This window comes from Pseudooceanicola nanhaiensis, assembly GCF_020171315.1.
GTDB classification, from domain to species: domain Bacteria; phylum Pseudomonadota; class Alphaproteobacteria; order Rhodobacterales; family Rhodobacteraceae; genus Pseudooceanicola; species Pseudooceanicola nanhaiensis_A.
Map to the genome: position 1 here is coordinate 90,596 of NZ_JAIUZP010000005.1, position 26,671 is coordinate 117,266.

General features: G+C 65.4%; 21 protein-coding genes. 13 read left to right on the top strand and 8 right to left on the bottom strand.

The features are described from left to right. Positions 1 to 9: 9 nt before the first annotated feature. Positions 10 to 2,529, top strand: coding sequence for a translation initiation factor IF-2 (infB, locus tag LCM32_RS08130; protein ID WP_224820924.1), 2,520 nt, complete (start codon positions 10 to 12; stop codon positions 2,527 to 2,529). Positions 2,530 to 3,018: 489 nt separating this feature from the next. On the opposite strand, the gene mutT is transcribed toward infB, so the two are convergent. From mutT to LCM32_RS08145, 3 genes are read right to left on the bottom strand one after another with little or no spacing between them, the layout of a single operon-like run. Then, positions 3,019 to 3,423: an 8-oxo-dGTP diphosphatase MutT gene (mutT, locus tag LCM32_RS08135; RefSeq protein ID WP_224820557.1), complete on the bottom strand. Its 405-nt coding sequence runs from the start codon at positions 3,421 to 3,423 to the stop codon at positions 3,019 to 3,021. Then, on the bottom strand, positions 3,420 to 4,649 hold the full coding sequence (gene argJ / locus LCM32_RS08140) for a bifunctional glutamate N-acetyltransferase/amino-acid acetyltransferase ArgJ (RefSeq protein ID WP_224820558.1): 1,230 nt from the start codon (positions 4,647 to 4,649) through the stop codon (positions 3,420 to 3,422). Before argJ ends, mutT begins: the two co-directional genes overlap by 4 nt. Before the next feature lie 6 nt (positions 4,650 to 4,655). Then, a complete protein-coding gene (locus LCM32_RS08145) occupies positions 4,656 to 5,552 on the bottom strand; it encodes a peptidylprolyl isomerase (RefSeq protein ID WP_224820559.1) in 897 nt (298 codons plus the stop codon). A gap of 188 nt (positions 5,553 to 5,740) precedes the next feature. Here LCM32_RS08145 and secA point away from each other — a divergent pair, with 188 nt between their 5' ends. From secA to LCM32_RS08160, 3 genes are all read left to right on the top strand, one after another. Then, positions 5,741 to 8,458, top strand: coding sequence for a preprotein translocase subunit SecA (gene secA / locus LCM32_RS08150; protein WP_224820560.1), 2,718 nt, complete (start codon positions 5,741 to 5,743; stop codon positions 8,456 to 8,458). Positions 8,459 to 8,638: 180 nt separating this feature from the next. Next, positions 8,639 to 9,784 carry a hypothetical protein gene (locus tag LCM32_RS08155; RefSeq protein WP_224820561.1) on the top strand — a complete coding sequence of 382 codons (1,146 nt, stop codon included), beginning with the start codon at positions 8,639 to 8,641 and terminating at the stop codon, positions 9,782 to 9,784. Positions 9,785 to 9,803: 19 nt separating this feature from the next. Further along, the gene (locus LCM32_RS08160; protein ID WP_224820562.1) at positions 9,804 to 11,366 is read left to right on the top strand and encodes a substrate-binding domain-containing protein; all 1,563 of its coding nucleotides are present in this window, start codon (positions 9,804 to 9,806) and stop codon (positions 11,364 to 11,366) included. On the opposite strand, the gene radC is transcribed toward LCM32_RS08160, so the two are convergent. The 3 genes from radC to dnaK form a co-directional block, all read right to left on the bottom strand. After that, the gene (gene radC, locus LCM32_RS08165) at positions 11,363 to 12,124 is read right to left on the bottom strand and encodes a RadC family protein (RefSeq protein ID WP_224820563.1); all 762 of its coding nucleotides are present in this window, start codon (positions 12,122 to 12,124) and stop codon (positions 11,363 to 11,365) included. The genes LCM32_RS08160 and radC overlap by 4 nt on opposite strands. An 84-nt stretch (positions 12,125 to 12,208) precedes the next feature. Beyond that, entirely contained in the window at positions 12,209 to 13,357 is a 1,149-nt protein-coding gene (dnaJ, locus tag LCM32_RS08170; protein ID WP_224820564.1) for a molecular chaperone DnaJ, read from the bottom strand. 80 nt (positions 13,358 to 13,437) lie between these two features. Continuing rightward, positions 13,438 to 15,360: a molecular chaperone DnaK gene (gene dnaK / locus LCM32_RS08175; protein ID WP_224820565.1), complete on the bottom strand. Its 1,923-nt coding sequence runs from the start codon at positions 15,358 to 15,360 to the stop codon at positions 13,438 to 13,440. A 229-nt stretch (positions 15,361 to 15,589) separates the two neighbouring features. Here dnaK and LCM32_RS08180 point away from each other — a divergent pair, with 229 nt between their 5' ends. Next, the gene (locus tag LCM32_RS08180) at positions 15,590 to 16,195 is read left to right on the top strand and encodes an alpha-ketoglutarate-dependent dioxygenase AlkB family protein (RefSeq protein WP_224820566.1); all 606 of its coding nucleotides are present in this window, start codon (positions 15,590 to 15,592) and stop codon (positions 16,193 to 16,195) included. A gap of 4 nt (positions 16,196 to 16,199) precedes the next feature. Here the strand turns inward: LCM32_RS08180 and LCM32_RS08185 are convergent, their stop codons facing one another. Together LCM32_RS08185 and LCM32_RS08190 are read right to left on the bottom strand one after the other, a co-directional pair. Beyond that, a complete protein-coding gene (locus LCM32_RS08185) occupies positions 16,200 to 16,820 on the bottom strand; it encodes an SH3 domain-containing protein (RefSeq protein ID WP_224820567.1) in 621 nt (206 codons plus the stop codon). Next, complete coding sequence (locus tag LCM32_RS08190) at positions 16,817 to 17,638, bottom strand: ABC transporter permease (RefSeq protein ID WP_224820568.1); 822 nt, start codon at positions 17,636 to 17,638, stop codon at positions 16,817 to 16,819. The genes LCM32_RS08185 and LCM32_RS08190 overlap by 4 nt, the downstream gene beginning before the upstream one ends. A 195-nt stretch (positions 17,639 to 17,833) precedes the next feature. Between LCM32_RS08190 and cysQ the strand changes: the two genes are divergently transcribed. From cysQ to LCM32_RS08230, 8 genes are all read left to right on the top strand, one after another. Further along, positions 17,834 to 18,631: a 3'(2'),5'-bisphosphate nucleotidase CysQ gene (gene cysQ / locus LCM32_RS08195; protein WP_224820569.1), complete on the top strand. Its 798-nt coding sequence runs from the start codon at positions 17,834 to 17,836 to the stop codon at positions 18,629 to 18,631. Continuing rightward, the gene (locus LCM32_RS08200) at positions 18,631 to 19,431 is read left to right on the top strand and encodes a 3-deoxy-manno-octulosonate cytidylyltransferase (protein WP_224820570.1); all 801 of its coding nucleotides are present in this window, start codon (positions 18,631 to 18,633) and stop codon (positions 19,429 to 19,431) included. The genes cysQ and LCM32_RS08200 overlap by 1 nt, the downstream gene beginning before the upstream one ends. Then, entirely contained in the window at positions 19,428 to 20,657 is a 1,230-nt protein-coding gene (locus LCM32_RS08205) for a glycosyltransferase family 2 protein (RefSeq protein WP_224820571.1), read from the top strand. The genes LCM32_RS08200 and LCM32_RS08205 overlap by 4 nt, the downstream gene beginning before the upstream one ends. Positions 20,658 to 20,824: 167 nt before the next feature. Then, positions 20,825 to 21,715: a UTP--glucose-1-phosphate uridylyltransferase GalU gene (gene galU / locus LCM32_RS08210; RefSeq protein ID WP_224820572.1), complete on the top strand. Its 891-nt coding sequence runs from the start codon at positions 20,825 to 20,827 to the stop codon at positions 21,713 to 21,715. 21 nt (positions 21,716 to 21,736) lie between these two features. Continuing rightward, the gene (galE, locus tag LCM32_RS08215) at positions 21,737 to 22,720 is read left to right on the top strand and encodes a UDP-glucose 4-epimerase GalE (RefSeq protein ID WP_224820573.1); all 984 of its coding nucleotides are present in this window, start codon (positions 21,737 to 21,739) and stop codon (positions 22,718 to 22,720) included. A 64-nt stretch (positions 22,721 to 22,784) separates the two neighbouring features. After that, positions 22,785 to 23,906, top strand: a complete 1,122-nt coding sequence (locus LCM32_RS08220) for a glycosyltransferase family 4 protein (RefSeq protein WP_224820574.1) — start codon at positions 22,785 to 22,787, stop codon at positions 23,904 to 23,906. Positions 23,907 to 23,954: 48 nt separating this feature from the next. Continuing rightward, on the top strand, positions 23,955 to 24,965 hold the full coding sequence (locus LCM32_RS08225; RefSeq protein WP_224820575.1) for a glycosyltransferase family 2 protein: 1,011 nt from the start codon (positions 23,955 to 23,957) through the stop codon (positions 24,963 to 24,965). Further along, positions 24,962 to 26,671, top strand: coding sequence for a beta-1,6-N-acetylglucosaminyltransferase (locus LCM32_RS08230; protein WP_224820576.1), 1,710 nt, complete (start codon positions 24,962 to 24,964; stop codon positions 26,669 to 26,671). Before LCM32_RS08225 ends, LCM32_RS08230 begins: the two co-directional genes overlap by 4 nt.

Here is a 26,671-nt window from a genome sequence, read left to right on the forward strand (position 1 = left end):
ATGAGCCATATGAGCAACGACGACGGTAAGAAGACTTTGGGTGTACGTGGTGGCGGGTCCCGGCCGGGAAACGTGAAGCAGAGCTTCAGCCATGGACGCACCAAGAACGTCGTGGTCGAAACCAAGCGTAAGCGTGTCGTGGTCCCCAAGACGGGCAGCGGCAAGCCGGGGTCCAACCCGGCGCTTGGTGATCCGGCGCGCCGACCCAAAGGCATTTCCGACGCAGAGATGGAGCGTCGCCTGAAGGCTGTTCAGGCGGCCAAGGCGCGTGAGGTCGAAGAGGCCGCACAACGCGAAGCCGATGAAAAGGCCCGCGAGGAAGAGCGCCAGCGTCGCCGCGAAGAAATCGAACAGAAAGAACGCGAAGAGCGTGAGCGCGAAGAAGCCCTCAAGGCCAAGGCCGAAGAGGAAGAGCGCCAGCGCCGTGAAGCGGAAGAGGCCAAGAAGGCCGCAGCCGAGGCCGACAAGGCCGCGCGCGCAGCCCCTGCGGCCGCCGCGCCCGGTGAGGATGCCAACCGGGGCGCCAAGCCCGTGGGTGGCCGCCTGAAGGCCGCGCCGACCAACGAGCGCAACAACAACACCGATCGTGACGATCGCGGTGGCCGCGGCAAGGGCCGCGACGACGGCCGTCGTTCGGGCAAGCTGACCCTGAACCAGGCGCTCTCCGGTGGTGAGGGTGGCCGTCAGAAATCGCTCGCCGCGATGAAGCGCAAGCAGGAGCGCGCCCGCCAGAAGGCCATGGGCGGCAACCAGCAGCGTGAGAAGGTCGTCCGCGACGTTCAGCTGCCCGAGACCATCGTGGTGTCGGAGCTGGCCAACCGTATGGCAGAGCGCGTGGCCGATGTGGTCAAGGCGCTGATGCAGAACGGCATGATGGTCACGCAGAACCAGACCATCGACGCGGATACCGCCGAACTGATCATCGAGGACTTCGGCCACAAGGTCGTCCGGGTTTCGGACGCCGATGTGGAACAGGTCATCGACAGCGTCGAGGACAAGGCCGAAGACCTGAAGTCGCGTCCCCCGGTCATCACGATCATGGGCCACGTCGACCACGGCAAGACCTCGCTTCTGGATGCGATCCGGAACGCAAAGGTCGTCGCAGGCGAAGCCGGCGGCATCACGCAGCACATCGGCGCCTACCAGGTGAAGACCGACAGCGGCTCGATGCTGACCTTCCTCGACACGCCCGGCCACGCGGCCTTCACCTCGATGCGCTCCCGTGGTGCACAGGTGACGGACATCGTGGTTCTGGTTGTGGCAGCGGACGATGCGGTGATGCCGCAGACCGTCGAAGCCATCAACCACGCCAAGGCGGCCGGCGTTCCGATGATCGTGGCGATCAACAAGATCGACAAGCCCGCGGCAGACCCGATGCGCGTGCGCACCGCCCTGCTGCAGCACGAAGTGATCGTGGAACAGCTGTCCGGTGAAGTGCAGGACGTGGAAGTCTCGGCCGTGACCGGCCAGGGCCTCGACGAACTGCTCGAAGCCATCGCGCTGCAGGCCGAGATCCTCGAACTGAAGGCCAACCCCGAGCGTGCCGCCCAAGGCGCCGTCATCGAGGCACAGCTGGACGTGGGCCGTGGTCCCGTCGCCACCGTTCTGGTTCAGAACGGGACGCTGCGCCAGGGCGACATCTTCGTCGTGGGTGAGCAGTACGGTAAGGTCCGTGCGCTGATCAACGACAAGGGTGAGCGCGTCAAGGAAGCCGGTCCGTCGGTTCCTGTCGAGGTGCTGGGCCTGAACGGCACGCCCGAAGCAGGCGACGTGCTGAACGTGGTCGACACCGAGGCTCAGGCCCGCGAGATCGCGGAATACCGCGAGCAGGCCGCCAAGGACAAACGTGCCGCCGCTGGCGCCGCGACGACCCTTGAGCAGCTGATGCAGAAGGCCAAGGACGACAAGGATGTCTCCGAGCTGCCGATCGTCGTGAAGGCGGACGTGCAAGGTTCGGCAGAGGCCATCGTTCAGGCGATGGAAAAGATCGGCAACGACGAGGTCCGCGTGCGGGTTCTGCACTACGGCGTCGGCGCGATCACCGAGTCCGACATCGGTCTGGCCGAGGCGTCCGGTGCCCCGGTTCTGGGCTTCAACGTCCGTGCCAACGCACCGGCCCGGAACAGCGCCAACCAGAAGGGTGTGGAAATCCGCTACTACAGCGTGATCTACGACCTCGTGGACGATGTGAAGGCGGCGGCCTCGGGCCTGCTGTCGAACGAAATCCGCGAGACCTTCATCGGCTACGCGTCGATCAAGGAAGTCTTCAAGGTGTCCAACGTCGGCAAGGTCGCCGGCTGTCTGGTCACCGAAGGTGTGGCACGCCGCTCCGCCGGTGTCCGCCTGCTGCGCGACGACGTGGTGATCCACGAAGGCACGCTGAAGACCCTCAAGCGCTTCAAGGACGAAGTGTCCGAAGTCCAGTCCGGCCAGGAATGCGGTATGGCCTTCGAGAACTACGACGACATCCGCCCGAACGATGTCATCGAGATCTTCGAACGCGAAGAGGTCACCCGGACCCTGGATTGATCCCGGTTCGAGGGAATTGAAAAGGGCGCCCCTCGGGGCGCCCTTTTTCATTGGGACGGTGCTGGACGGCGCGTGCCGTTGGAAAGCCAACGTCCAGACGTGCGAAAGGCGAGCCGTGGTGCGGGCTCGCCTTTCAAAATTCAGTAGTGCCAGGAAGTTCTAGTGCTGCGAAGGATCATGCAGCCGCAGGTTGCGACACGGGCAGGCCAGCGAAGACCTTTTCACCCACGCGAACCTCGACCCTGCCGTCCGGCAGCGAGCGGACGTAGTTCCCCTGAACGGAAATGTACTGTCCAATCGTGATAGTGCGAAGCATTTCAATCTCTCCCCAGAAGATCGGTGAGACTCAAAAATACACCGACTCCGTTAATAAATCACTGAGAAAGTCATCAAAGTTTCGCAAAAAGTTAAGAATTTAAGCGCGAAAAATATGCATGTTAGGGCGCACACCCTGATCTGCACGGATTCGCTTGATTTTTCTGCACTGCGTCATAGCCAGTCGCGCAGAATCGGAATCAGGGGAATATCCGCAGGCGGCATCGGGTAATCGCGCAGCTCATGCTTGTGCGCCCAGGCCAGCGTCTGCCCTTCGCGGGCCTGAGGGATGCCCTGCCACTTGCGGCAGGCAAAGACCGGCATCAGCAGGTGGAAGTCGTCATAGGAATGCGACGCGAAGGTCAGCGGCGCGAGGCAGCTGGCCCAGGTGTCGATGCCGAGCTCTTCCTGCAATTCGCGGATCAGAGCCTCTTCCGGGGTCTCGCCGGGTTCGACCTTGCCGCCGGGAAACTCCCACAGGCCGGCCATCGACTTGCCTTCGGGGCGCTGCGCCAGAAGCACCCGGCCGTCGACATCAATCAATGCGACGGCCGAGACGAGTATGACCTTCTTGCTCACGAGCGGTAGTCGGCGTTGATCGCGATGTAGCCGTGGGTCAGGTCACAGGTCCACACGGTGGCCGCGCCGCCGCCGAGGCCGAGGTCGACCTTGAAGACGATGTCCTGCCCCTTCATGTGGTTGGCGCCGTCTTCCTCGCGGTAGCTCTCTGCCACCCAGCCCTTTTCGGCCACCAGCGTGTCCCCGAACCAGATCGAGATCAGGTCGCGATCCGCGGCGGCGCCGGACTTGCCGATCGCCATGACGATGCGGCCCCAGTTCGGGTCCTCACCGGCGACGGCGGTCTTGATCAGGGGCGAGTTCGCGATGGCGAGCGCATGGGTCTTGGCATCCGCGTCTGACTGGGCGCCGGTCACATGGATCTCGATGAACTTCGAGGCCCCTTCGCCGTCCTTCACCACCTGATGCGCGAGGTCGAGCATGACGGTGCGCAGCGCTTCGATGAAGGCGGTGTCCTCAGCCGACACGGTCACGCCGGAGGCGCCGGTGGCGGCCAGCAGCAGCGTGTCGGAGGTCGAGGTGTCGCTGTCGACGGTAATGCAGTTGAAGGTCAGGTCCGTGAGGGCGCTGACCATGTCCTGAAGCACCGAGCGCTCCACCGCGGCATCGGTGAAGATGTAGACCAACATCGTCGCCATGTCGGGCGCGATCATGCCGGAGCCCTTGGCGATGCCCGCGATCTTCACCGGCTTGCCCCCGATCTCGACCGTGACGGTCGAACCCTTGGGGAAGGTGTCGGTGGTCATGATCGCCTCGGCCGCCTCGGAGATCCCTGCGGCAGAGAGCTTGCCGTCCAGCTCTTCGAGCTTGGCGATGATGCGGTCATGCTTCATCGGCTCGCCGATCACGCCGGTAGAGGAGGTGAAGATCCGCTCCTGCGGGAGATCCAGCACCTTGGCCGCGGCGGCGGTGACCGCCTCGACCGAGGCCCGGCCATGCTTGCCGGTAAAGGCGTTCGCATTCCCCGAGTTCACCAGAATGGCGGCACCTGCCTCGCTGTCGCCACCGATCTTGTCCTGGCAATCCAGCACGGCGGCGGACCGGGTCGAGGACCGGGTGAAGACCCCGGCCATGGACGTGCCCGGCGCAAGCCGGCACAGCATCACGTCGGTCCGACCCTGATAGCGGACCCCGGCGGCGACGGTCGCGAAGGACACGCCGCCGATTTCGGGCAGATCGGGGAAGCTTGCGGGCGCAAGCGGAGAGAGAGGGGGTTTGCCGCCCATGGGCGTTTACTCCAGCAGGCCGAAATCGGCGATGGCGTTGGGGTCGATGCCTTCCGCGCCGGTCCGGTCGACGGTGGCGGCTGCGGTGACTTCGTCGATATGGGCCGAGACGGCTTCTTCCTGAAGCTGGGCGGTCAGCTCATCGCGCACCTCGTCGAGGGTGGGCGCGGCCTTGTCGCGGGTCTCTTCCAGCTTGATCACGTGCCAGCCGAACTGGGTCTGCACCGGATCGGAGACGGCGCCGGGCTCCATGCCCTTCACGGCGTCCTCGAAGGGCTTCACCATCATGCCGTCGCTGAACCAGCCGAGGTCGCCGCCGGTCGGGCCCGAGGGGCCGGTCGACTTGTCGCGGGCGAGCGCTGCGAAATCGGCGCCGCCGTCGAGCTCTGCCTTGATCGCCTTGGCCTCTTCCTCGGTTTCCACGAGGATGTGGGCGGCGTGGTATTCGGTGCCCGGCTCCGCGTCGCCGTACTGCGCGTCATAGGCAGCCTGCAGCGCGTCATCGGTGATCGCGGTTTCCATGTAGGCGGTGACGGCTTCACCGGCCATCAGGGCGCGCTTCTCGTTTTCCATCGCCAGTTCGACGCGGTGGGGCGTCTCGGTGATGCCCTGCGACAGCGCGGTCTGCTGGATCAGCTGCTGCAGGATGCCCTCGAAGAGCGCGTCGTTCGGCAGTTGTGCGTATTGCGCGGGCAGGCCGGCACGCACGAGGATCATGTGGCCCAGCGTGATGTCCACGCCGTTGACCGTTGCGACCACGGTGTCGGCGGTGGCGGCTTTGGCCGGGGTTTCCGACGTGGCTTGGGCCGCGGGGGCCTCGGTGGTCGGGGTGGCATCCTGCGCCACTGCCGTCATCGGCAGCGAAAGGCAGAGAGCTGCCAGAATTCCGGTATGTCGCGACATCGCTTCGGTCCTTCCTAGGGTCACGGAGCCCCTGTGACGGGGCGTGACGTTGACACTCCCAGACCCGCCGCTTACATCGCCTTATGAATAAGGCTGCAGGCCCGTTCGCGCCCCGTTGTAGGGGAGGGACTCTGGGGGCACAAGGCAGACCATCGCACGAAGACGTCAACGACCGGAAGTGATAGATCATGCTGGGTATCGGAACGCTCGCCAAAAAGGTCTTCGGGACCCCGAACGACCGAAAAATCAAGGCGGCGCGCCCGATTGTGGCGAAGATCAACGCGCTAGAAGAGCAGTTCATCGCCATGAGCGACGATGAGCTCAGGGCCAAGACCGAAGAGCTCTCGCAGCGTGCCATCGGTGGCGAAAGCCTCGACGACATCCTGCCGGAGGCCTTCGCGAACTGCCGCGAGGCGGCCAAGCGAGCGCTCGGTCTGCGGGCCTTCGACACGCAGTTGATGGGCGGGATTTTCCTGCACCAAGGTAACATTGCCGAGATGAAGACCGGCGAGGGCAAAACCCTCGTGGCGACCTTCCCGGCCTACCTGAACGCGCTGACCCGCAAGGGCGTGCATGTCGTCACCGTGAACGACTACCTCGCCAAGCGGGACTCCGAGTGGATGTCCAAGGTCTATGGCCTGCTGGGCCTGACCACCGGCGTGATCTACCCGCAGCAGGACTCGAAAGAGAAATACGACGCCTACCGCTGTGACATCACCTACGCGACGAACAACGAGCTTGGCTTCGACTACCTGCGGGACAACATGAAGTCCGAGCTGAAGGAGATGTTCCAGCGCGGGCACAACTTCGCCATCGTCGACGAGGTGGACTCGATCCTCATCGACGAAGCGCGGACCCCGCTGATCATCTCGGGCCCGGCGCAGGACCGCTCCGATCTCTACACCGCGATCGACCAGCTGATCCCGCAGCTGAACGAAGACATGTTCACCGTGGACGAGAAGCTGCGGCAGGTGACCTTCACCGACGAGGGCAACGAATACCTCGAGGCGAAACTGCACGAGGCGGGCCTCCTGCCCGAGGGCCACACGCTCTATGACCCGGAAAGCACCACCGTGGTGCACCACGTCAACCAGGGTCTGCGCGCGCACAAGCTCTTCACCAAGGACAAGGACTACATCGTCCGCAACGATGAAGTCGTCCTGATCGACGAGTTCACCGGCCGGATGATGGCGGGCCGCCGTCTCTCCGAGGGTCTGCACCAGGCCATCGAGGCCAAGGAAGGCGTCAAGATCCAGCCCGAGAACGTGACGCTGGCGCAGGTGACCTTCCAGAACTACTTCCGCCTCTACAACCGCCTCTCGGGCATGACCGGGACCGCGATCACCGAGGCCGAAGAATTCATGGAAATCTACGGCCTCGGCGTGGTGGAAGTGCCCACCAACCGGCCGATCGCCCGGGTGGACGAGGACGACGCCGTCTATCGCACCGTGCGCGAGAAGTTCCAGGCCATCGTCGAGACGATCAAGGAAGCCCATGCGAAGGGCCAGCCGGTCCTCGTCGGCACCACCTCGATCGAGAAATCCGAGATCCTGAGCCAGCTGCTGACGCAGGCCGGGCTGCAGCACAACGTGCTGAACGCCCGCCACCACGAGCAGGAAGCCGAGATCGTCGCGGATGCGGGCAAGCTGGGCGCGATCACCATCGCCACCAACATGGCCGGCCGCGGTACCGACATCCAGCTGGGCGGCAACGTCGAGATGAAGGTGATGCAGGCGCTGGCCGAAACGCCCGACGCCGATCCCGAGCAGCTGCGCGAGAAGATCGAGGCGCAGCACGCGGAAGAGAAGAAGAAGGTGCTGGATGCCGGCGGCCTCTTCGTTCTGGCCACCGAGCGTCACGAATCCCGCCGGATCGACAACCAGCTGCGCGGCCGCTCGGGCCGTCAGGGGGATCCGGGCCGGTCGTCCTTCTTCCTCTCGCTGGAAGACGACCTGATGCGCATCTTCGGCTCGGAACGGCTGGAGAAGGTGCTTCAGACGCTGGGCATGAAGGAAGGTGAGGCGATCATTCACCCTTGGGTGAACAAGTCGCTGGAACGTGCGCAGGCCAAGGTCGAGGGGCGCAACTTCGACCAGCGGAAGAACGTGCTGAAGTTCGACGACGTGATGAACGAACAGCGTAAGCTGATCTTCAAGCAGCGGATGGAGATCATGGAGGCGCAGGACCTCTCCGAGATCGCCGCCGACATGCGCCATCAGGTCATCGACGACCTCGTCGAAGAATACATGCCGCCCAAGACCTACGCCGACCAGTGGGATACCGACGGGCTCAAGCAGGCCTGTGTCGAGACGCTGGGCATCGACGTGCCCGTCGATGCATGGGCCGCCGAGGAAGGCGTGGACGATGACGAGATCATCGAGCGCCTCGAGAAGGCCTCGGACGAGTCGATGGCCCAGAAGGCCGCCGCCTTCGGTCCCGAGAACATGCGCCTGATCGAGAAGCAGATCCTGCTCCAGACCATCGACACCAAGTGGCGCGAGCACCTGCTGACGCTGGAACACCTGCGCTCGGTTGTGGGCTTCCGCGGCTATGCGCAGCGCGACCCGCTGAACGAGTATAAGAACGAGGCCTTCGCCCTCTTCGAATCCATGCTCGACGGTCTGCGCGAGGATGTGACCAAGAACCTCGGCCGGGTCCGCCCGATGACCGAGGAAGAGCAGCGCGCCCAGATCGAGCTGATGCAGCAACAGGCCCTCGCCCAACAGGCGGCCCTGCAGCGGATGGCCGAAGAAGCCCAGGCTAAGGCCGAGGGCGCGACGCCCGAAGGGGCCAAGCCCGGCTTCGACGAGGCTGACCCCTCGACCTGGGGTGAGCCGAGCCGGAATGACCTCTGCCCCTGCGGATCGGGCAAGAAGTTCAAGCACTGCCACGGCCAGATCCTCTGATCGCTGACAGTCTCCGACAGCACCGGGCCCCCGTTGCGGGGCCCGATTGCGTTCCGGGGGTGGCGCACGCGGTGTCCCAAGGTCAGAGAGACTCCACGCCTGCGCCTTAAACTGGCCGCTATTGCAGATCAGTTTGTTTCCAAACAGTGAACCTGTGTGGAGGCTGATGCTATGGCAGGTATGAACAGATATGTCGTCGCTGGCGCGGCCTTTGTCGCGGCGATCTCCGCCGGTTACGTGATGCAGAACGGGTTCGGTGGCGGTGGGCACGGCCCGACGCAACTGGCGGCGGCGCAGCCGGTGACGGCCCAGTCTATGCTGCCGATCCCCGCCGCACCGGCACCGAGCGCGCCTGTGGTGCTGTCCGACATTTCCCATGTCTCGGCCCTGCCCGAGGAGGGCGTGAACCGTGCGGCCGCCGAGGCCGCCCCGGAGGCGCCCGCAGTGGTACCTGCCTTGGTGCCTGCCATGGACACTGCCGCAGCCGCCTACGATATCGCACTGGCCGAGGATCCGGCCCCGGCCAAGCCGACGCTGGGCACCCCTGTCGGCGAGCTGATGGAGCCGATCGCCAAGCCTGCGCCCGACACCACGCCGACAGACACCCCGGCAGAGGCCGCCTCGGACAAGGATGCAGCCGCCCCGGTCTGCGAGGTCGCCCTGCAGGCCGAACAGCGCGCCGCAGCCATGGTGCACCTCGTCCTCGACGCGCCCTGCCTGCCGAACGAACGTGTGACCTTCCACCATTCCGGGCTGATGTTCACCCTCGCCACCGATGCCGATGGGCATCTTGAAGCCGAGGCGCCCGCGCTGACCGAAACCGCGCTCTACATCGCGTCCTTCGCCGCCGGGGACAGCGCCGTGGCGATGGTCGACGTCGACTCGCTGATCTTCTACGACCGGGCCGTGGTGCAATGGAAAGGCGCCGAGGGTCTGCACCTGCACGCGCTGGAATACGGCGCCCATTACGGCGAGGCTGGCCATGTCTGGGCCGATGCCCCTCGCGACCTGACCGTCGCCGCCCGCGGCGAAGGTGGGTTCCTGACCAAGCTGGGCGATCCCTCGATCGCGGAGGCGCAACTGGCCGAGGTCTATACCTTCCCGACGGCGACCGCTGCCCGCGAGGGGGACATCGACCTCTCGGTCGAGGCCGAGGTGACCGCCGCCAACTGCGCGCAGGAACTCGACGCGCAATCCCTGCAGGTCCACGAAGGCGCCGCGCCCGTGGTTCAGGATCTCGTGCTCGACATGCCGGAATGTTCCGCCGCGGGGGACTATCTGCTGTTGAAAAACCTCGTGAATGACCTGAAGATCGCCCGCAACTGAGCAATCCTCGGGGCAGGACATGATCAAGCATCGTGCGGCGATCCTCGCCGCACTTTTCCTTTTTGGACAATCCCTTGGCATCGGTCAGGCGGCGGCGCAGGACGTCACCTTCCTGTCCCGCGACGGCTCTGTCGAGGTGTCGGGCACGCTGCTTGGCTTCGACGGGGAATACTACCGCGTCGACACGCTCTATGGCGAGCTGACGGTGGACAGTTCCGGCGTCATCTGTGACGGGCCCGGCTGTCCCGACCTCACCTCCTACGTGGCCGAGCTGGAGCTGTCGGGTGCCGCCGCCATGGGTCGCGTCCTGCTGCCTGCGCTGATCGAGGGCTTTGGCCTGAAATACGGCTACACGGTGGAGCGCAAGGACCTCGAGCCGACGCGGACGGAGTACCGCCTGACCGAGGGCGACCGCATCGCGGGCGTCTTCCGCATTCATTCTTCCAACACCGACGAGGGCTTTGCCGACCTGCTGGCCAACGAGGCCGACATGGTCATGGCCCTGCGCGAGATGCGCCCGGACGAGCGGGAGCGCGCGCAGGATGCGGGCATGGGCGATCTGCGCAGCGTGGGCCGGTCCCGGGTGCTGGCGCTGGATGCGCTGGTGCCCATCGTCGCCCCGGGCAACCCGGTGACGGCTCTGACGGTGCCGCAGCTGTCGGATGTGCTGGCGGGCAAGGTGACGAACTGGCAACAGCTTGGCGGGCCCGATGCGCCCATCGACGTGCATCTGCGCGACGGGGCCTCCGGCTTTGGTCAGGCGACGGTGGACCGCCTCCTCTCCCCCGTGGGCGAGGCGCTCTCGCCCGGGGCGACCCGGCATGACAGTGATGCGCTGCTGATCCGCGCGGTGATGCGCGATCCCTTTGCCCTTGGCGTGATCAGCCTGTCGGAGCTGCGCGAGGCCGTGCCCGTGGCACTCTCCGGCGCCTGCGGTTTCACCCTGCGGCCGACCCGGCGCAACGCCAAGACCGAGGACTACCCGCTGGTGCTGCCCGTCTTCCTCTACCTTCCTGCCCGGCGCCTGCCCAAGCTGGGGCGCGAGTTCCTCGCCTATACAAGGTCCTCCGCCGCGCAGCTGGTGATCCGGCGGGTGGGCTACGTGGATCAGGCGCCGGAAGAGGTGCCGATCAACATGCAGGGCGACCGTTTCGCCAATGCCATCGCGCGCGCGGGCGAGGAAGTGCCCCTGCAGGAGTTGCAGCGCATGGTCGGGCGGCTGACGCCGATGAAGCGGCTGACGACCTCCTTCCGCATCGAGGCCGGGTCCTCCGACCTCGATGCGCAGTCGCGCTCCAACATCCTGCAACTGGCCGATGCGCTGGAGAGCGGGGATTACGACGGGCGCGAGCTGCTTTTCGTGGGCTTCTCGGATGGCGAGGGCCCGGCCGGGCCGAACCGCGAAATCGCGCAGCGCCGGGCGCAGGTGGTCTATGACGCCATCGTCACGGCCGCCGAAACCTTCGATCCCACGCGCACGCAGCTCTCGGTCGAGGCCTTTGGCGAGGCGATGCCCATGGCCTGCGACGACAGCGCCTGGGGCCGGCAGGTGAACCGCCGGGTCGAGGTCTGGCTGCGCTAGAGATAGCCCTCGGCCTTCAGCGAGACCTCGCGCGATTTGCCCACGATCAGGTGGTCATGCAGTGTCAGCCCCAGCACCTGCGCCGCCTCGTCGATCTGGCGCGTCATGGCGATATCCTCCTGCGAGGGCGTCGGATCGCCCGAGGGATGGTTGTGCACCAGGATGAGCGCCGAGGCGTTCAACTCCAGCGCGCGTTTCACCACCTCGCGCGGGTAGACCGGCACATGGTCCACCGTGCCGCGGGCCTGCGCCTCGTCGGCGATGAGGATGTTCTTGCGGTCGAGGTAGAGGACGCGGAACTGCTCCGTCTCGCGGTGGGCCATGGTGGTGTGGCAGTAGTCGACCACCGCATCCCAGGAGGAGATCACGTGCCTGCGCATCACCCGCGAGCGCGCCAGCCGGGCCGCCGCGCCCTCGATCAGCTTCAACTCGGCCACCACGGCGGCGCCGACGCCCTCCACCTGCAGCAGCCGTTCCTCCGACGCCGTGACCACGCGGTTGAAGTCGCCGAAGACCTCCAGCAGGCGGCGGGCCAGCGGCTTCATGTCGGCACGGGCATTGGCACGGAAGAGGACCATTTCGAGGATCTCGTAGTCCGGCATCGCCTCGGGCCCGCCCTGCAGCAGCCTCTCGCGCAGGCGCTTGCGATGGTCGCGTATGTAGGAGGGCGGCTGTGCCGATCCTCCCGCCGGGGTGGCGGTCTGGCCCTCGAAGAGCGGCAGCGAAGCTTCGGAGAGGTGGTGCGGCGGCGTGGTCATGGCGCAGCCTCGCCATGAAATGGTTAAGGGCGGGTTAACCCCGCCCTTGTCCTGTCGTTTCCCGGTGTCTGTCCGGGCCGGGCGTCAGCCCTTCATGTTGTCCCAGAAGGTCTTCACCGAGGAGAAGAAGCTGTTGCTTTCCGGGTTGTTATGCTCGGACTGGGCCGAGAACTCCCGCAGCAGTTCCTTCTGACGCGCGGTGAGGTTCACCGGGGTCTCGACGGCCAGTTCGATGAACATGTCACCGCTGCCGCCGCCGCGCAGGTTGGGCATGCCCTTGCCACGCAGGCGCATCTGGCGGCCGGACTGGCTGCCCTCGGGGATCTTCACCCGCGAGCGTCCGCCGTCGATCGTCGGCACCTCGATGTCACCGCCAAGCGCGGCCGTGCTCATCGCCACCGGCACGCGGCAGTAGAGGTTGTTGCCCTCGCGCTGGAACAGCTCATGCGGCCGGACCTCCACGAAGATGTAGAGATCGCCCGACGGGCCACCGCGCATCCCGGCCTCACCCTCGCCGGCCAGCCGGATACGGGTGCCGGTCTCGACGCCCGCAGGGATGTTCACCGAGAGCGAGCGGTCGCGTTCGACGCGGCCCTGCCCATGGCAGACCTTGCAGGGGTTCTTGATGATCTGGCCGAGGCCGCTACAGGTGGGACAGGTCCGTTCCACCGTGAAGAAGCCCTGCTGCGCGCGCACCTTGCCCATGCCGGAACAGGTCGGACAGGTCGTGGGTTCGGCCCCGCCTTCCGCACCGGTGCCCGAGCATTCGCCACAAGCGACCGAGGTCGGAACGTTGATCGTCTTCTGAAGCCCGGAATAGGCCTCTTCCAGCGTCACGCGCAGGTTATAGCGCAGGTCCGAGCCGCGTGCCGCCCGCTGCCGGCCACCCCCACGGCCCTGCTGGCCCATGAAGTCACCGAAGAGGTCGTCGAACACGTCGGAGAAGGCAGAGGCGAAATCGCCCTGGGCCCCGGCGCCACCCCGGCGCGGACCCCCGCCCATGGAGCCGTCGAAGGCGCCGTGACCGAAGCGGTCATAGGCGGCTTTCTTGTCGGCGTCCTTGAGGACGTCATAGGCTTCGTTGACTTCCTTGAACTGCTCTTCGGCGTTCGGGTTGTCGGAGTTGCGGTCGGGGTGCAGTTCCTTGGCCTTGCCGCGGTAGGCTTTCTTGATTTCGTCCGCCGAGGCGCCCTTCTGGACGCCCAGAACGTCGTAGTAATCACGTTTTGCCACTGGGTTTACCCCCTTTTACGGAACAGATAGGGCCGGCCCGCCGGAATGGCGGACCGGCCCCAGAGGTTCCTCAGCTGCCCTTAGGCACGCTTGTTGTCGTCCAGGTCCTCGAAGTCGGCGTCGACGATGTCATCGTCGTCAGCCGAGCCGCTCGGCTCATGGTCTGCCGCGGTCGGCTCGTCGCCGCTCTCTTCCTGGCTGGCCTTGTAGATGGCTTCACCCAGACGCATGGAGGCTTCGGTGACGTTCTGGATGCCGGACTTGATCTTGTCGGCATTCTCGGTTTCCAGTTCGTCCTTCAGCGCGGCGATGGCCAGCTCGATGGCTTCGACGGTGGACGGGTCCACCTTGCTGCCATGCTCTTCCACGGCCTTCTCGGTCGAGTGGATGAGGCTCTCGGCCTGGTTCTTCGCCTCGACCAGCTCGCGGCGGCCCTTGTCGGCCTCTGCGTTGGCTTCGGCTTCCTTGACCATTTTCTCGATGTCCTCGTCCGAGAGGCCACCAGATGCCTGGATGGTGATCTTCTGCTCGCGGCCCGTGCCCTTGTCCTTGGCGGACACGTTCACGATGCCGTTCGCGTCGATGTCGAAGGTCACTTCGATCTGCGGCATGCCGCGCGGTGCGGGCGGGATGTCCTCGAGGTTGAACTGGCCGAGCATCTTGTTGTCGGCAGCCATCTCGCGTTCACCCTGGAACACGCGGATCGTCACGGCGTTCTGGTTGTCCTCGGCGGTCGAGAAGACCTGGGACTTCTTGGTCGGGATCGTCGTGTTGCGGTCGATCAGGCGGGTGAACACGCCACCCAGCGTCTCGATCCCCAGCGACAGCGGGGTCACGTCGAGCAGGACCACGTCCTTCACGTCGCCTTGCAGAACACCGGCCTGAATGGCGGCGCCGAGGGCCACGACCTCATCGGGGTTCACACCCTTGTGGGGTTCCTTGCCGAAGAACTTGGTCACCTCTTCGATGACTTTCGGCATCCGGGTCATACCGCCGACGAGAACGACTTCGTCGATGTCCGAGGTGGTCAGACCGGCGTCTTTCAGGGCTGCCTGGCAGGGCTTCATCGAAGCCTTGATCAGGTCGCCGACGAGGCTTTCCAGCTTGGCGCGGGAGAGCTTCATCACGAGGTGCAGCGGTTGGCCGCCTTTCGGGTCCATCGAGATGAACGGCTGGTTGATCTCGGTCTGCGAGGAGCTCGACAGTTCGATCTTGGCCTTCTCTGCGGCTTCCTTCAGGCGCTGCAGAGCCATCTTGTCCTTGGTCAGGTCGACGCCGTGTTCCTTTTTGAACTCGTCAGCAAGGTAGTTCACGATGCGCATGTCGAAGTCTTCACCGCCGAGGAAGGTGTCCCCGTTGGTGGATTTCACTTCGAAGAGGCCGTCGTCGATTTCCAGGATGGTCACGTCGAAGGTACCGCCGCCGAGGTCATAGACCGCGATCGTGTGGGTGTTTTCCTTGTCGAGACCATAGGCCAAGGCCGCTGCCGTCGGTTCGTTGATGATCCGCAGCACTTCGAGGCCGGCGATCTTGCCGGCGTCCTTGGTGGCCTGACGCTGGGCGTCGTTGAAGTAGGCGGGCACGGTGATGACGGCCTGGGTCACTTCCTCGCCGAGGTAGGACTCCGCGGTCTCTTTCATCTTGCCGAGGATGAAGGCCGAGATCTGGCTGGGCGAATACTTCTCACCCTTGGCTTCGACCCATGCGTCGCCGTTGCCGCTGTCGATGACATTGTACGGCAGGTTTTTCTTGTCTTTCGCGAGGTCCGCGTCGTCGTTGCGACGACCGATCAGACGCTTCACACCGAAGATGGTGTTGGCGGCGTTCGTGACGGCCTGACGTTTTGCCGACTGACCGACCAGACGCTCTTCATCCGTGAAGGCGACGATCGAGGGCGTCGTGCGGGCCCCTTCGGAGTTCTCGATCACTTTGGGCTGCGAACCGTCCATGATGGCGACGCAGCTGTTGGTGGTGCCGAGGTCGATACCGATAACTTTCGACATGTTTTTCGATCCCTTTCACTAAGGCGATGTGGCGAGGCGCGGACCCGTTACGGCATCCCCACCCCGGTTCGAGGGGTGGCGTTCAGTGCGCAGGCAATGCCCTGTCCGCCACGCTTCTGGGCGTATATAAGAAGGCCCGAATGGCCCTGCAAGCATTGCGCGGAGGGGGAAGTGGCGAAAATGCCGCATTTTTCACATCGGGCGCAAAACCCCGGGGAAGGCGAGCGGAATGGCGGCGAAAATCACGCTGCGCGGCTTTGAAATCCACAAGGAGTACCTCGACGACGCGGCGCAGAAGGCCCTGATCGGCGCTTTGCGGCCGGTGCTGAAGGCCGCGCCGCTGTTTTCGCCGGAGACCCGCTGGGGCAAGAAGATGTCGGTGCGGATGACCTCGGCGGGGAAATACGGCTGGTACTCGGACCGGCGCGGCTACCGCTATGCCGAGACCCACCCCGAGGGCATGGGCTGGCCGCCGATCCCGCAGGAGGTGCTGACGATCTGGCGCGATGTGACCGGGCTGGAGCGGACGCCCGATTGCTGCCTGATCAACTACTACGGCGAAACCGCGCGTATGGGCCTGCATCAGGACCGGGACGAGGCGGATTTCACATGGCCGGTGCTCTCGGTCTCGCTGGGCGACGACGGGCTTTTCCGCGTCGGCAACGAGGAGCGCGGCGGCAAGACGGAATCGATCTGGCTCGAATCCGGCGATGTGGTGCTGATGGGCGGCCCGGCGCGGCTGCTGCATCACGGGGTGGACCGCATCCGCTTCAAATCCTCGCGGCTGCTGCCGAAAGGCGGGCGGATCAACCTGACCTGCCGCGTGGTGGACTGAGCCCTCAGGGGGCGATGGAGCAGCAGCCCGCGTAATGCGCCGGGCCGAGGTCGCCGGTGAGGATCATGTCGACGGTCAGGCCATAGAGCCGGTCCGACATGCCGTCGCTGCAGATGTCGCGCCCGACGACGATGGTGCCTGCCACGTCCGCGCCCTTGCCGGCCAGCAGGATCGTGGCATAGCGGTCGGACCGCCCGGCGGCCGTGCCCTGCCAGCCGGAGGGCAGGAAGGTCGCGGCCCCGCCGGCCTGCTGGAAGGTCCAGCCCGCACCTGCGGGCATCAGCGACCAGAACGGCTCTGTCCCGAAGCAGCGGGTCAGCGCGGGCTGCGTGCCGTCCGGCTGTCCGGGCTGGCGGGTGAGGTAGGCGGGCGAGGCCCAGCCTGCCGTTTCGCCGCTGTTGACCCGCAGCCATCCACTGTCCGCGTCGGCCTGCACCGCCTCGATCCCGGTGGCGTCGGGTGCCAGCGTGCCCACGATGGGGGCAGAGGGATCGGGTGCTGCGCGCATGTTCAGCACGTCGTTGGCGGCCACGCCGCTGACGTCGTAGAGCGCGGGAAACCCCTCCTGCGCCAACAGCCCCGCGGGGGTGAGCATCAGGGCAAGTGACAGGAAAAACCGTTTCATCGCTTGGCGTTCCACGAAACGGAGGCGTGACGCCGGGTGTAGAACTCGGCCATCAGCCCCACCATGAGAAAGGCGATCCCGACATAGATCGGGTACTCGATCGACGAATAGCGCGGTGAATAGTTGATGAAGACGAAGCCGCGCGACTGGTCGATGGTGTGGAACAGGGGGTTCCAGTCGAACATCGCCAGCATGTAGGCGGGCAGCTGGTTGGCCACGAACATCTTGCCCGAGGCGATCATGTTGGCCCGCTGGTAGACGGTGGTGAAGATCTTCACGAACGTCGGGAACCACGGCTTGATCGCCAGCAGCAACAGGCCAAGGGCGATGCCGGTGAACCACGCGATCAGAAGGCAGCCGAAGGCCGCGATCGGGCGGTCGATGGTGAAGCGCGTGTGCACCACGTCGTAGATGAAGAGGATCAGGAAGAGCGAGAGCACCTGAACATAGAGCGTGGAAAGCGCGGCGGCGGCGATGGAAATCACCGTGTTCATCGGCGCGTGCTGCATCATCGGCGAGGCGGGCCCCTCGGACCCCACGACCGCGCCCAGTGTCTTGGCGTGGGTCATATAGAGGAACACGCCGGACATGATGTAGAGCAGGAAATCGCCCCGGATCGCCGAGGAGCGCAGCCCCAGAAGCGAGAACATGATGTAGAAGGCGAGGATGAAGACCGCGACCTGAATCATGTTCATCACGATGGACATCATCGCGTTGGCATGGCCCTTGCGCACGTTGCGCACCGTGGCGTGGTAGATCAGCTCAAGGATCGTGACGGCGGATTGCAGCCGCGTCCCCGTGCGCCGGTGCTGAAACATGGAGGCCGCTCCGCTCTGCCTGTCACTGTGCCCTTGCGCCCGCCCGGTGACCGGATCAGCCGCTGCCTTGTGCCGGACCTTGCCGGTCGGACAAGGTGGTCTTGCTCTTCTTCGTGGCGTTCAGCATAACGATGTGGCGCCGATTTTTCAACGGAACCGGCGTCTTGAACACAGCATCTCCGGAGATTGATCGTTTTGGATTACGAAAAGCTTGCCACCGTCATGCGGGACCTCGCCATTCAGGCCGGTGAGGTCATCATGCAGGTCTACAACGCCGATGATTTCGACGTGAAGGCGAAGTCCGATGACAGCCCGGTGACCGAGGCAGACGAGAAGGCCGATGCGCTGATCTCGGCCGGTCTGCGCGCAGCCTTCCCGGACGTGACCCTCATCACCGAGGAACAGGCGGCGACCCATGGTGTGCAGGCCTCGACCTTCCTGATCGTTGACCCGCTCGACGGCACCAAGGAATTCGTCCAACGTCGCGGCGATTTCACCGTGAACATCGCCTACGTCGTCGATGGCGTGCCGGTGCGCGGCGTGGTCTATGCCCCCGCAAAGGACCGCATGTTCTTTACCGACGCCGAAGGCACCACCTACGAGGAGGCCGCGCCCTTCGTGGTCGGCACCGTTGGTGCGCTGACCCCGATCAAGGTCGCGGATGCGGACAACGGCGCGCTGCGCGTGGTGGCCTCCAAGTCGCACCGCGATCAGGCGACCGACGATTACATCAACAAATACGCCGTGGCCGACACCAAGAGCGCGGGGTCCTCGCTGAAGTTCTGCCTCGTGGCGACCGGCGAGGCCGACATCTACCCCCGCGTGGGCCGCACGATGGAGTGGGACACGGCCGCAGGTCATGCCGTTCTGGGCGGAGCCGGTGGCAAGGTCGTGCGCTTCGACGACCACTCCCCGCTGGTCTACGGCAAGGAAGGCTTCGCCAACCCCTTCTTCATCGCCTATGCACCCAACGTTGAGCTGAAGCCCGCCTGATGTCCGTTCTTGTCGCCATTCCCGCGCGCTATGCCTCGACCCGCTACCCGGGCAAGCCGCTTGTCGAACTGAAGGGCGCTTCGGGCGCGGCCAAGAGCCTCGTCCAGCGCTCGTGGGAAGCGGCCTGCCAGGTGCAGGGCGTGGACCGCGTGGTGGTGGCGACCGACGATGAACGGATCGAAGCCGCGGCGCAGGCCTTCGGGGCAGAGGTCGTAATGACCTCGCCTGCCTGCGCCAACGGCACCGAACGCTGCGCCGAGGCCCATGCGGTCCTCGGTGGCGGCTACGACGTCGTGGTGAACCTGCAGGGCGATGCGCCGCTGACGCCCAGCTGGTTCGTCGAGGACCTCGTGAAGGGGCTTCTGGCCGATCCGGGCGCCAGCATCGCCACGCCGGTGCTGCGCTGCGACGGCCGGGCGCTGAACGGCTTCCTCGAAGACCGCAAGGCCGGTCGTGTCGGCGGCACCACCGCGGTGTTCGACGCCAACCGGCACGGGCTCTACTTCTCCAAGGAAGTGATCCCCTATACCTCCGAGGTCTACGCCGACGAGGCCGAGACGCCCGTGTTCCACCACGTCGGTGTCTATGCCTACCGGCCCGATGCGCTTGCCGCCTATCCGGCATGGACGCCCGGCCCGCTGGAAGGGCTGGAAGGGCTGGAGCAGCTGCGCTTCCTCGAGCAGGGCCATCCCGTGCTCTGCGTTGAGGTGGAGGCCCGCGGGCGCCAGTTCTGGGAGCTGAACAATCCCTCCGATGTGCCCCGCCTCGAAGCCATGATGGCCGAGATGGGCATGGAATGAATGACCTTCCGGTCAGTGTCGTGGTGGTCAGCCGCGGCCGACCGGATCGTCTCAAGCTCTGCCTCGCGGGGCTGAGCTTCCTCTTCTACGACGCCTATGAAATCGTCGTGGTGGCCGACGCCGCGGGACTGGCCGCGGTGGCCGAGGCCGGGCTGGCCGATCTGGTCAAGACCGTCCCGTTCGAGACCCCCAACATCAGTGCCGCGCGCAATGCAGGCATCGCGCAGGCGGCGGGCGAGGTCGTGGCCTTCATCGACGACGATGCGGTGCCCGAACCGATGTGGCTGGCCCATCTCGCGGCGCCCTTCGCCCGCGCCGAGGTGGGCGCGGCGGGCGGCTTCGTGCGGGGCCGCAACGGGATCACCTTCCAGTACCGGGCCCGCAGCGTGGATGGCGCTGCGCAGGCGCGGCCGCTGGATGTCGACCCGGCGCAGGTTACGCTGCTGCGTCCGGCGCAGGGCCGGGCCATCAAGACCGAGGGCACCAACATGGCGGTGCGGCGCGATCTGCTGGCCCGAATCGGCGGGTTCGATCCGTCCTACCGGTTCTTCCTCGACGAGACCGACCTGAACATGCGCCTCGCGCGGACAGACCAGCTGACGGCGATCGTTCCGCTGGCCGAGGTCCACCACGCCTATGCGCCCTCGTCGCGGCGCCGGGCGGACCGGGCCCCGCGTGACCTGTCCGAAAAGGCGGCGAGCCTCGCGGTCTACCTCGGGCGCTATTGTCCGAAGGACGCGCAGCCGGCGCTCTGGTCCGATCTGCGGCGCGAGGAGCGGCAGAACGCGCTGCGTCACATGGTGGCGGGGCGGCTGGAACCGCGCGACGTGAAGCGCCTGCTGGCCAGTTTCGATGCCGGGCGGGAGGAGGGGGCTGCCCGCCGGCCGGTGCCGATGCCCGCGATTCCCCATGCAAGGGAAGGCTTCCGCCCGTTTTTTACGCGTGCGCGCGGGGCAGAGGTGCTGGCCGGGCGGGTCTGGGAGGGCGGACGCCTGCGGCGGGCCGCCGCTGCGCGGGCCGCGGAGGGCAAGATCGTCTCGCTTTTCCTATTTTCACACACCACGCTCTACCATCAGGTGCGTCTGGAGGCGCCGGGGATCTGGGTCCAGAGCGGCGGTCTCTGGGGGCGCAGCACTCGCTCGGGGCGGGCCGTTCAGCCCGCGACGTTCGCGTCAAGGTTGGAGCGCGAGGTGCGACGCGTTTCCTGGCAGCGTGGAAACAGTTGAATACTGGTTGAAAAACGCCACTGACCAGCGATATTCCGCGGAACAATACCTTTGGGCCCCTGTTATCACCGAAGGAGCGTTTGCTTGCCTTTGCTTGGATGTTAACGTCTGGGTTTAGGACCCGAGGTACTGGGGCATAAAATTTTGGCAGTCTGTGAGGAATTGAGATGACAAATAAGGTGACGAAGGCGGTGTTCCCGGTCGCAGGTCTGGGCACGCGTTTTCTGCCCGCGACCAAGTCGGTCCCGAAAGAGATCATGACGCTGGTTGACCGCCCGCTCATCCAATACGCAATTGACGAAGCTCGTGCCGCGGGCATCAAGGAATTCATTTTCGTGACGTCGCGCGGCAAGTCCGCGCTGGAAGACTACTTCGACCATTCGCCCTCGCTCGAGGCCGAGCTTGAGCGCAAGGGCAAGACCGACCTGCTCAAGACCCTCGAAGACACCAACATGGACAGCGGCGCGATTGCCTACATCCGTCAGCACAAGCCGCTCGGCCTCGGCCACGCGGTGTGGTGTGCCCGCCGCATGATCGGCAACGAGCCCTTCGCGGTCATCCTGCCCGATGACGTGATCGCCGCCGAGAAGCCCTGCCTGCAGCAGATGGTCGAAGCCTACGAGGAAAAGCCGAGCAACATTGTCGCCGCCATGGAAGTGCCGCGCGAAAAGACCAGCTCCTACGGCATCCTGGCCACCGGCGCAGACCACGGCAACATGGTCGAAGTGACCGGCATGGTCGAAAAGCCCAAGGCCGAGGAAGCGCCCTCGAACCTCGCCGTGATCGGCCGCTACATCCTGACGCCCAAGGTTCTCGAGAACCTCGAGCAGAAGCAGACCGGCGCCGGCGGCGAGATCCAGCTGACCGATGCGATCGCCAAGGAAATCGACGGCGAAGGCGTGCACGGCTTCCGCTTCCAGGGCCAGCGGTTCGACTGCGGCTCCAAGGCTGGCTTCCTGCAGGCGACTGTCTCCTTCGGCCTGTCGCGCCCGGAACTTCGCGATGACCTGATGGGCTTCATCCAGGATATCGTCCACATGGACAAAGCGGCCCAGTAAGACTTCGAAAGTTCTGTACGTATGACGAATATCCTTGTGACAGGCGGCGCGGGCTACATCGGCTCGCACGCCTGCAAGGCCCTCAAGCGGGCTGGCTACACTCCCGTCACCTACGACAGCCTTCTGACCGGCTGGGAGGACGCGGTGAAGTTCGGGCCCCTCGAAAAGGGCGAACTGTCCGATCGGGCGCGTCTCGACGAAGTCTTTGAGAAATACAAACCGGCGGCCGTGATGCATTTCGCGGCCCTCAGCCAGGTCGGCGAGAGCATGCGCGATCCCGGCATGTACTGGCGCGCCAACGTGCTGTCCTCGCTCACCCTGATCGAGGCGACGGTGGCGGCAGGGGTGAAGAACTTCGTCTTCTCCTCCACCTGCGCGACCTACGGCGATCAGGACAACGTGGTGCTGAACGAGAGCTCGGCCCAGTATCCGATCAACGCCTATGGCGGCTCCAAGCGCGCGATCGAGGACATCCTGCGGGACTTCGGCGCGTCGAGCGGGCTGGAGAGCGTGATCTTCCGCTACTTCAACGTGGCCGGTGCCGACCCCGAGGCCGAGGTGGGCGAGTTCCACCAGCCTGAGACGCACCTGATCCCGCTGATGCTGGACGCGATTGCCGGCAAGCGTGACGCGCTGACCATCTTCGGCACGGATTACGAGACGCCGGACGGCACCTGCATCCGCGATTACGTCCACGTCTGTGACCTCGTCGATGCCCATGTTCTCGGCCTGAAATGGCTGGAAGAGGGCAAGGGCAGCCGGATCTTCAACCTCGGCACCGGATCGGGTTTCTCCGTCCGCGAGGTGATTGATCACTCCCGCTCCGTCACCAACATGGACGTGCCCTACAACGAGGGCGACCGTCGCCCCGGCGACTGCACCAAGCTGGTCTCCGGCTCCACCCGCGCGGTGGAGGAACTGGGCTGGACGCCTGATCGGTCTACGTTGCAGACTATGATCAGCGACGCATGGCGGTGGCACCAGACTGGGCACTACGACAAATAACCCCCCTGCGCGGCTGCTGGACATCACCCGTCTTGCCAGCCGCGCCGGCCGCGTCCTCACGGGCGTGGACCGGGTGGAGCGTGCCTATCTCTCCCATCTTCTGACCCTCGACACCCCCGTCTATGGCCTGGCCAAGGTGGCGGGGGGCTATGTCCTGCTGGATCGCGATGGCCTCAGCGCCATTCTCGACCGTGTTGATGGCCATGCGCCCTGGGGCCGGCGGGACACGCTGGCCCGTCTGTCACGCAGGCTCGACCTCTGGCAGGGGCGGGCGCAGTCCGACCTGCGCCGCCTCGCCATTGCCAAGGCGCCACGCATCGCCCTCGGCTGGCTGCTGCGGCATCTGCCCAACGGGCTTGTCTACCTCAACACCGGCCACAGCGCCCTCAGCGCCCGTGTGATCAGCGCCGTGCGGCGCAGGCAGGGACGGGTGAGCGTGCTGCTGCACGACACGATCCCGCTCGACTTTCCGCAGTTCCAGCGGGCGGGAACGGTGGAGCGTTTCCACCGGATGCTGAAGCTGGCGGGCAACGGGGCCGACCTGCTGATCTACAACTCCGCCGCGACGCGGGCGGCGGTGGAACGTCACCTGACGCCCATGGGGCGCATTCCGCCGGGCGTGGTGGCGCATCTGGGGCTCGACCTTTCGACCCCGCGCGCCGGGGACCTGCCGGAAGGCCTGCCGCCCGCGCAGCCCTATTTCGTCGCCCTCGGCACGGTGGAGCCGCGCAAGAACCACGCGCTCCTCCTCGACATCTGGCAGAAGATGCCCCGCGATGGGGCGCGGCTGCTGATCTGCGGCGCGCGCGGCTGGCGCAACGAGGAGACCTTTGCCACGCTTGACCGGATGAAGGCCGAGGGCGCGGCGGTGGAGGAATGGCCGGGCCTCACGGATGGCGCCGTGGCGGCGCTGCTGGAGGGCGCGCGGGGCCTTGTCTTCCCGTCCTTCGCCGAGGGGTTCGGCCTGCCGCTGATCGAGGCCGCCGCCCTTGGCTGCCCCATATTTTGTTGCGACCTCCCGGTCACACGCGAGGTTCTGGGAGATATTCCCGTTTACCTGCCCATGGACGATGTCTATTCATGGGTCCAAGAACTAGAAAATGTCGCAGAGACACCGCGGGCCGCGCCGGATTACACGCCGCCGACATGGCAGGATCACTTCAAGACCGTCTTAAAGATGACCTGATATGGCAAACCCGATGGTAACCCTGCTCCGGAGCAGTTTGCTGAGGGTGTGAGTATCGCTTCGTCATATCGCCTGCGGCTCCAGCGGAAACGCTGGCTGATCCGCGCATTCCGCAAGAGGCGGGAACTGCGCGTGCTGTCGGACAAGACGCGCCGCATCCGGTCCCGCGATATCCTCGTCTTCTCGACCCTGCGGAACGAGCAGGTGCGGCTGCCCTATTTCCTGCAGTACTACCGCGAGATGGGCGTCAGCCACTTCCTCTTCGTGGACAACGACAGCACCGATGGCTCTGCCGACTACCTCGCGCAGCAGGCCGATTGTTCCGTCTGGACCACGCAGGCGGGCTACAAGCGGGCGCGCTTCGGTGTCGATTGGCTGAACTGGCTGCAGATGAAATACGGCCACGGCCACTGGACGCTGGTGGTCGATCCGGATGAATTCCTCGTCTACCCGTTCTGCGATACCCGGCCCTTGCCCGCGCTCTGCGACTGGCTCGACGCCTCGTCGATCAAGTCTTTCTCGGCGATGCTGCTGGACATGTATCCCAAGGGGCGGCTGGACGCGCAGCCCTATACGCCGGGGCAGGACCCGCTGGAGATCGCCAGCTGGTTCGACGCGGGCAACTACACCTTCGCCAAGAACCACCGCTACGGGAACCTCTGGATACAGGGCGGCCCCCGGATGCGGGTCTTCTTCCCCGAGGCGCCCGCCAAGGCCCCGGCGCTGAACAAGATCCCGCTGGTGAAATGGGACCGGAAGTACGCCTATGTCTCCTCGACCCACATGCTGCTGCCGCGCGGGCTGAACCAGGTCTTCGACGAGTTCGGGGGCGAGAAGGCCTCGGGCGTGCTGCTGCACACAAAGTTCCTCGACACGTTCAACACCAAGGCCAAGGAGGAGTTGCAGCGCAAGCAGCACTATGCCGCCTCGGTCGAATACCGGGCCTATGCGGATACGCTGAAGGATGACCCGGACCTGTGGTGCAACTGGTCCGAGAAGTACATCAACTGGCGCCAGCTTGAGATCCTCGGCCTCATGTCCAAGGGCAACTGGGCATGACGGCGGGCGTTGGCATCATCATGCTGGTGCACACGGCCCTGAACCGGGCCGAACAGGTGGCGCGCCACTGGGCCGCCGCGGGCTGTCCCGTGGTGATCCATGCCGACCGGAATGTCAGCGCCAAGACCTATGGCGCGTTCCGCAAGGCGCTGTCGGACGTGGAAAACGTGCGCTTCGTCCAGCGGCACCGCTGCGAATGGGGCACCTGGGGCATCGTGGCCGCCACGCAGGAAGCCTCGGAGCGGATGCTGGCCGATTTCCCGGACGTGCGGCATGTCTACCTCGCCTCCGGCTCCTGCCTGCCGCTCCGCCCGGTGCAGGAGTTGATCGAGTATCTGGCAGACCGCCCGCGCACCGACTTCATCGAAAGCGCCACGACGGCGGATGTGCCCTGGACGGTGGGCGGGCTGGATGCAGAGCGGTTCACCCTGCGGTTCCCCTTCTCGTGGAAGAAGCACCGCGTCCTCTTCGATGGCTACGTGAAGCTGCAAAGACGCCTGCGGATGCGTCGCCGGATCCCGAACGGCATCGTCCCGCACATGGGCTCGCAATGGTGGTGCCTGACGCGGCAGACGCTCTCTGCGATCCTGAACGATCCCGACCGGGAGGCCTATGACCGCTACTTCAAGCGGGTCTGGATCCCCGATGAGAGCTACTTCCAGTCGCTTGCCCGGCTCTATGCGACCAATATCGAAAGCCGTTCCCTGACGCTGAGCAAGTTCGATTTCCAGGGCAAGCCGCATATCTTCTACGACGATCACCTGCAGCTTCTGCACCGGTCGGACTGTTTCGTGGCGCGCAAGATCTGGCCCCATGCGGACAAGCTCTATCGCGTGCTCCTCTCCGCGCCCAACGGCGAGCAGCGCCGCACGGAGCCGAACCCCGGCAAGATCGACCGGGTGTTCTCCAAGGCGGTGCAGCGCCGGACCCGGGGCCGCACCGGCCTTTACATGCAGAGCCGCTATCCCCGCGACGGCTGGGAAAACGGCCTGACCGCGGACAAGTATTCCGTGTTTCAGGGCTTTGCCGAACTCTTCGAGGATTTCGACCATTGGCTCCAGCGTGCCACGGGCACGCGGGTGCATGGGCATCTCTTTGCGCCGGAAGAGGTCCAGTTCGCCGATCATCAGCGCTACATGGCGGGGGCCCTGTCCGACAGCCCGGCCGCGCGGGACTACCGGCCGCGGGACTTCCTGACCAACCTGCTGTGGAACACGCGGGGCGAGCGTCAGTGCTTCCAGTTCGGGCCGCGCGATAATCAGGCGCTGATCTGGGACATGGCCAAGGACCCCAATGCGCAGATCAGCGTGATCAGCGGGGCCTGGGCGCTGCCGCTCTTCCGCTCGAACCGGGATTTCCCCGACATCCGCGCCGATGCGGCCGAGTTGCAGCGGATCGAGTCCCGGTTCCTCGACGCGCTGCATTCGCCCTTCGCCAAGGCCCGCATCCGGGTCTGGACGCTGTCGGAATTCGTGGAATCCCCGATGGAGCCGCTGCAACTGGTCATCGACGAGATCGGGGCCAAGACCCCCCGCCGGCTGGCCGAGGCGCCGACCATGTGCGATCTCAAGGGCTTTGGTCACTTCCTGCAGAACCTCAAGAATCAGGGGATGCACCCCTATCTGACCGGCGATTTCCCGATCGACCCGACCGGCGGGCGTATCCCCCCGAAACCCGGCAAGAAGCCCTATCTCGTGCGGAAGTGA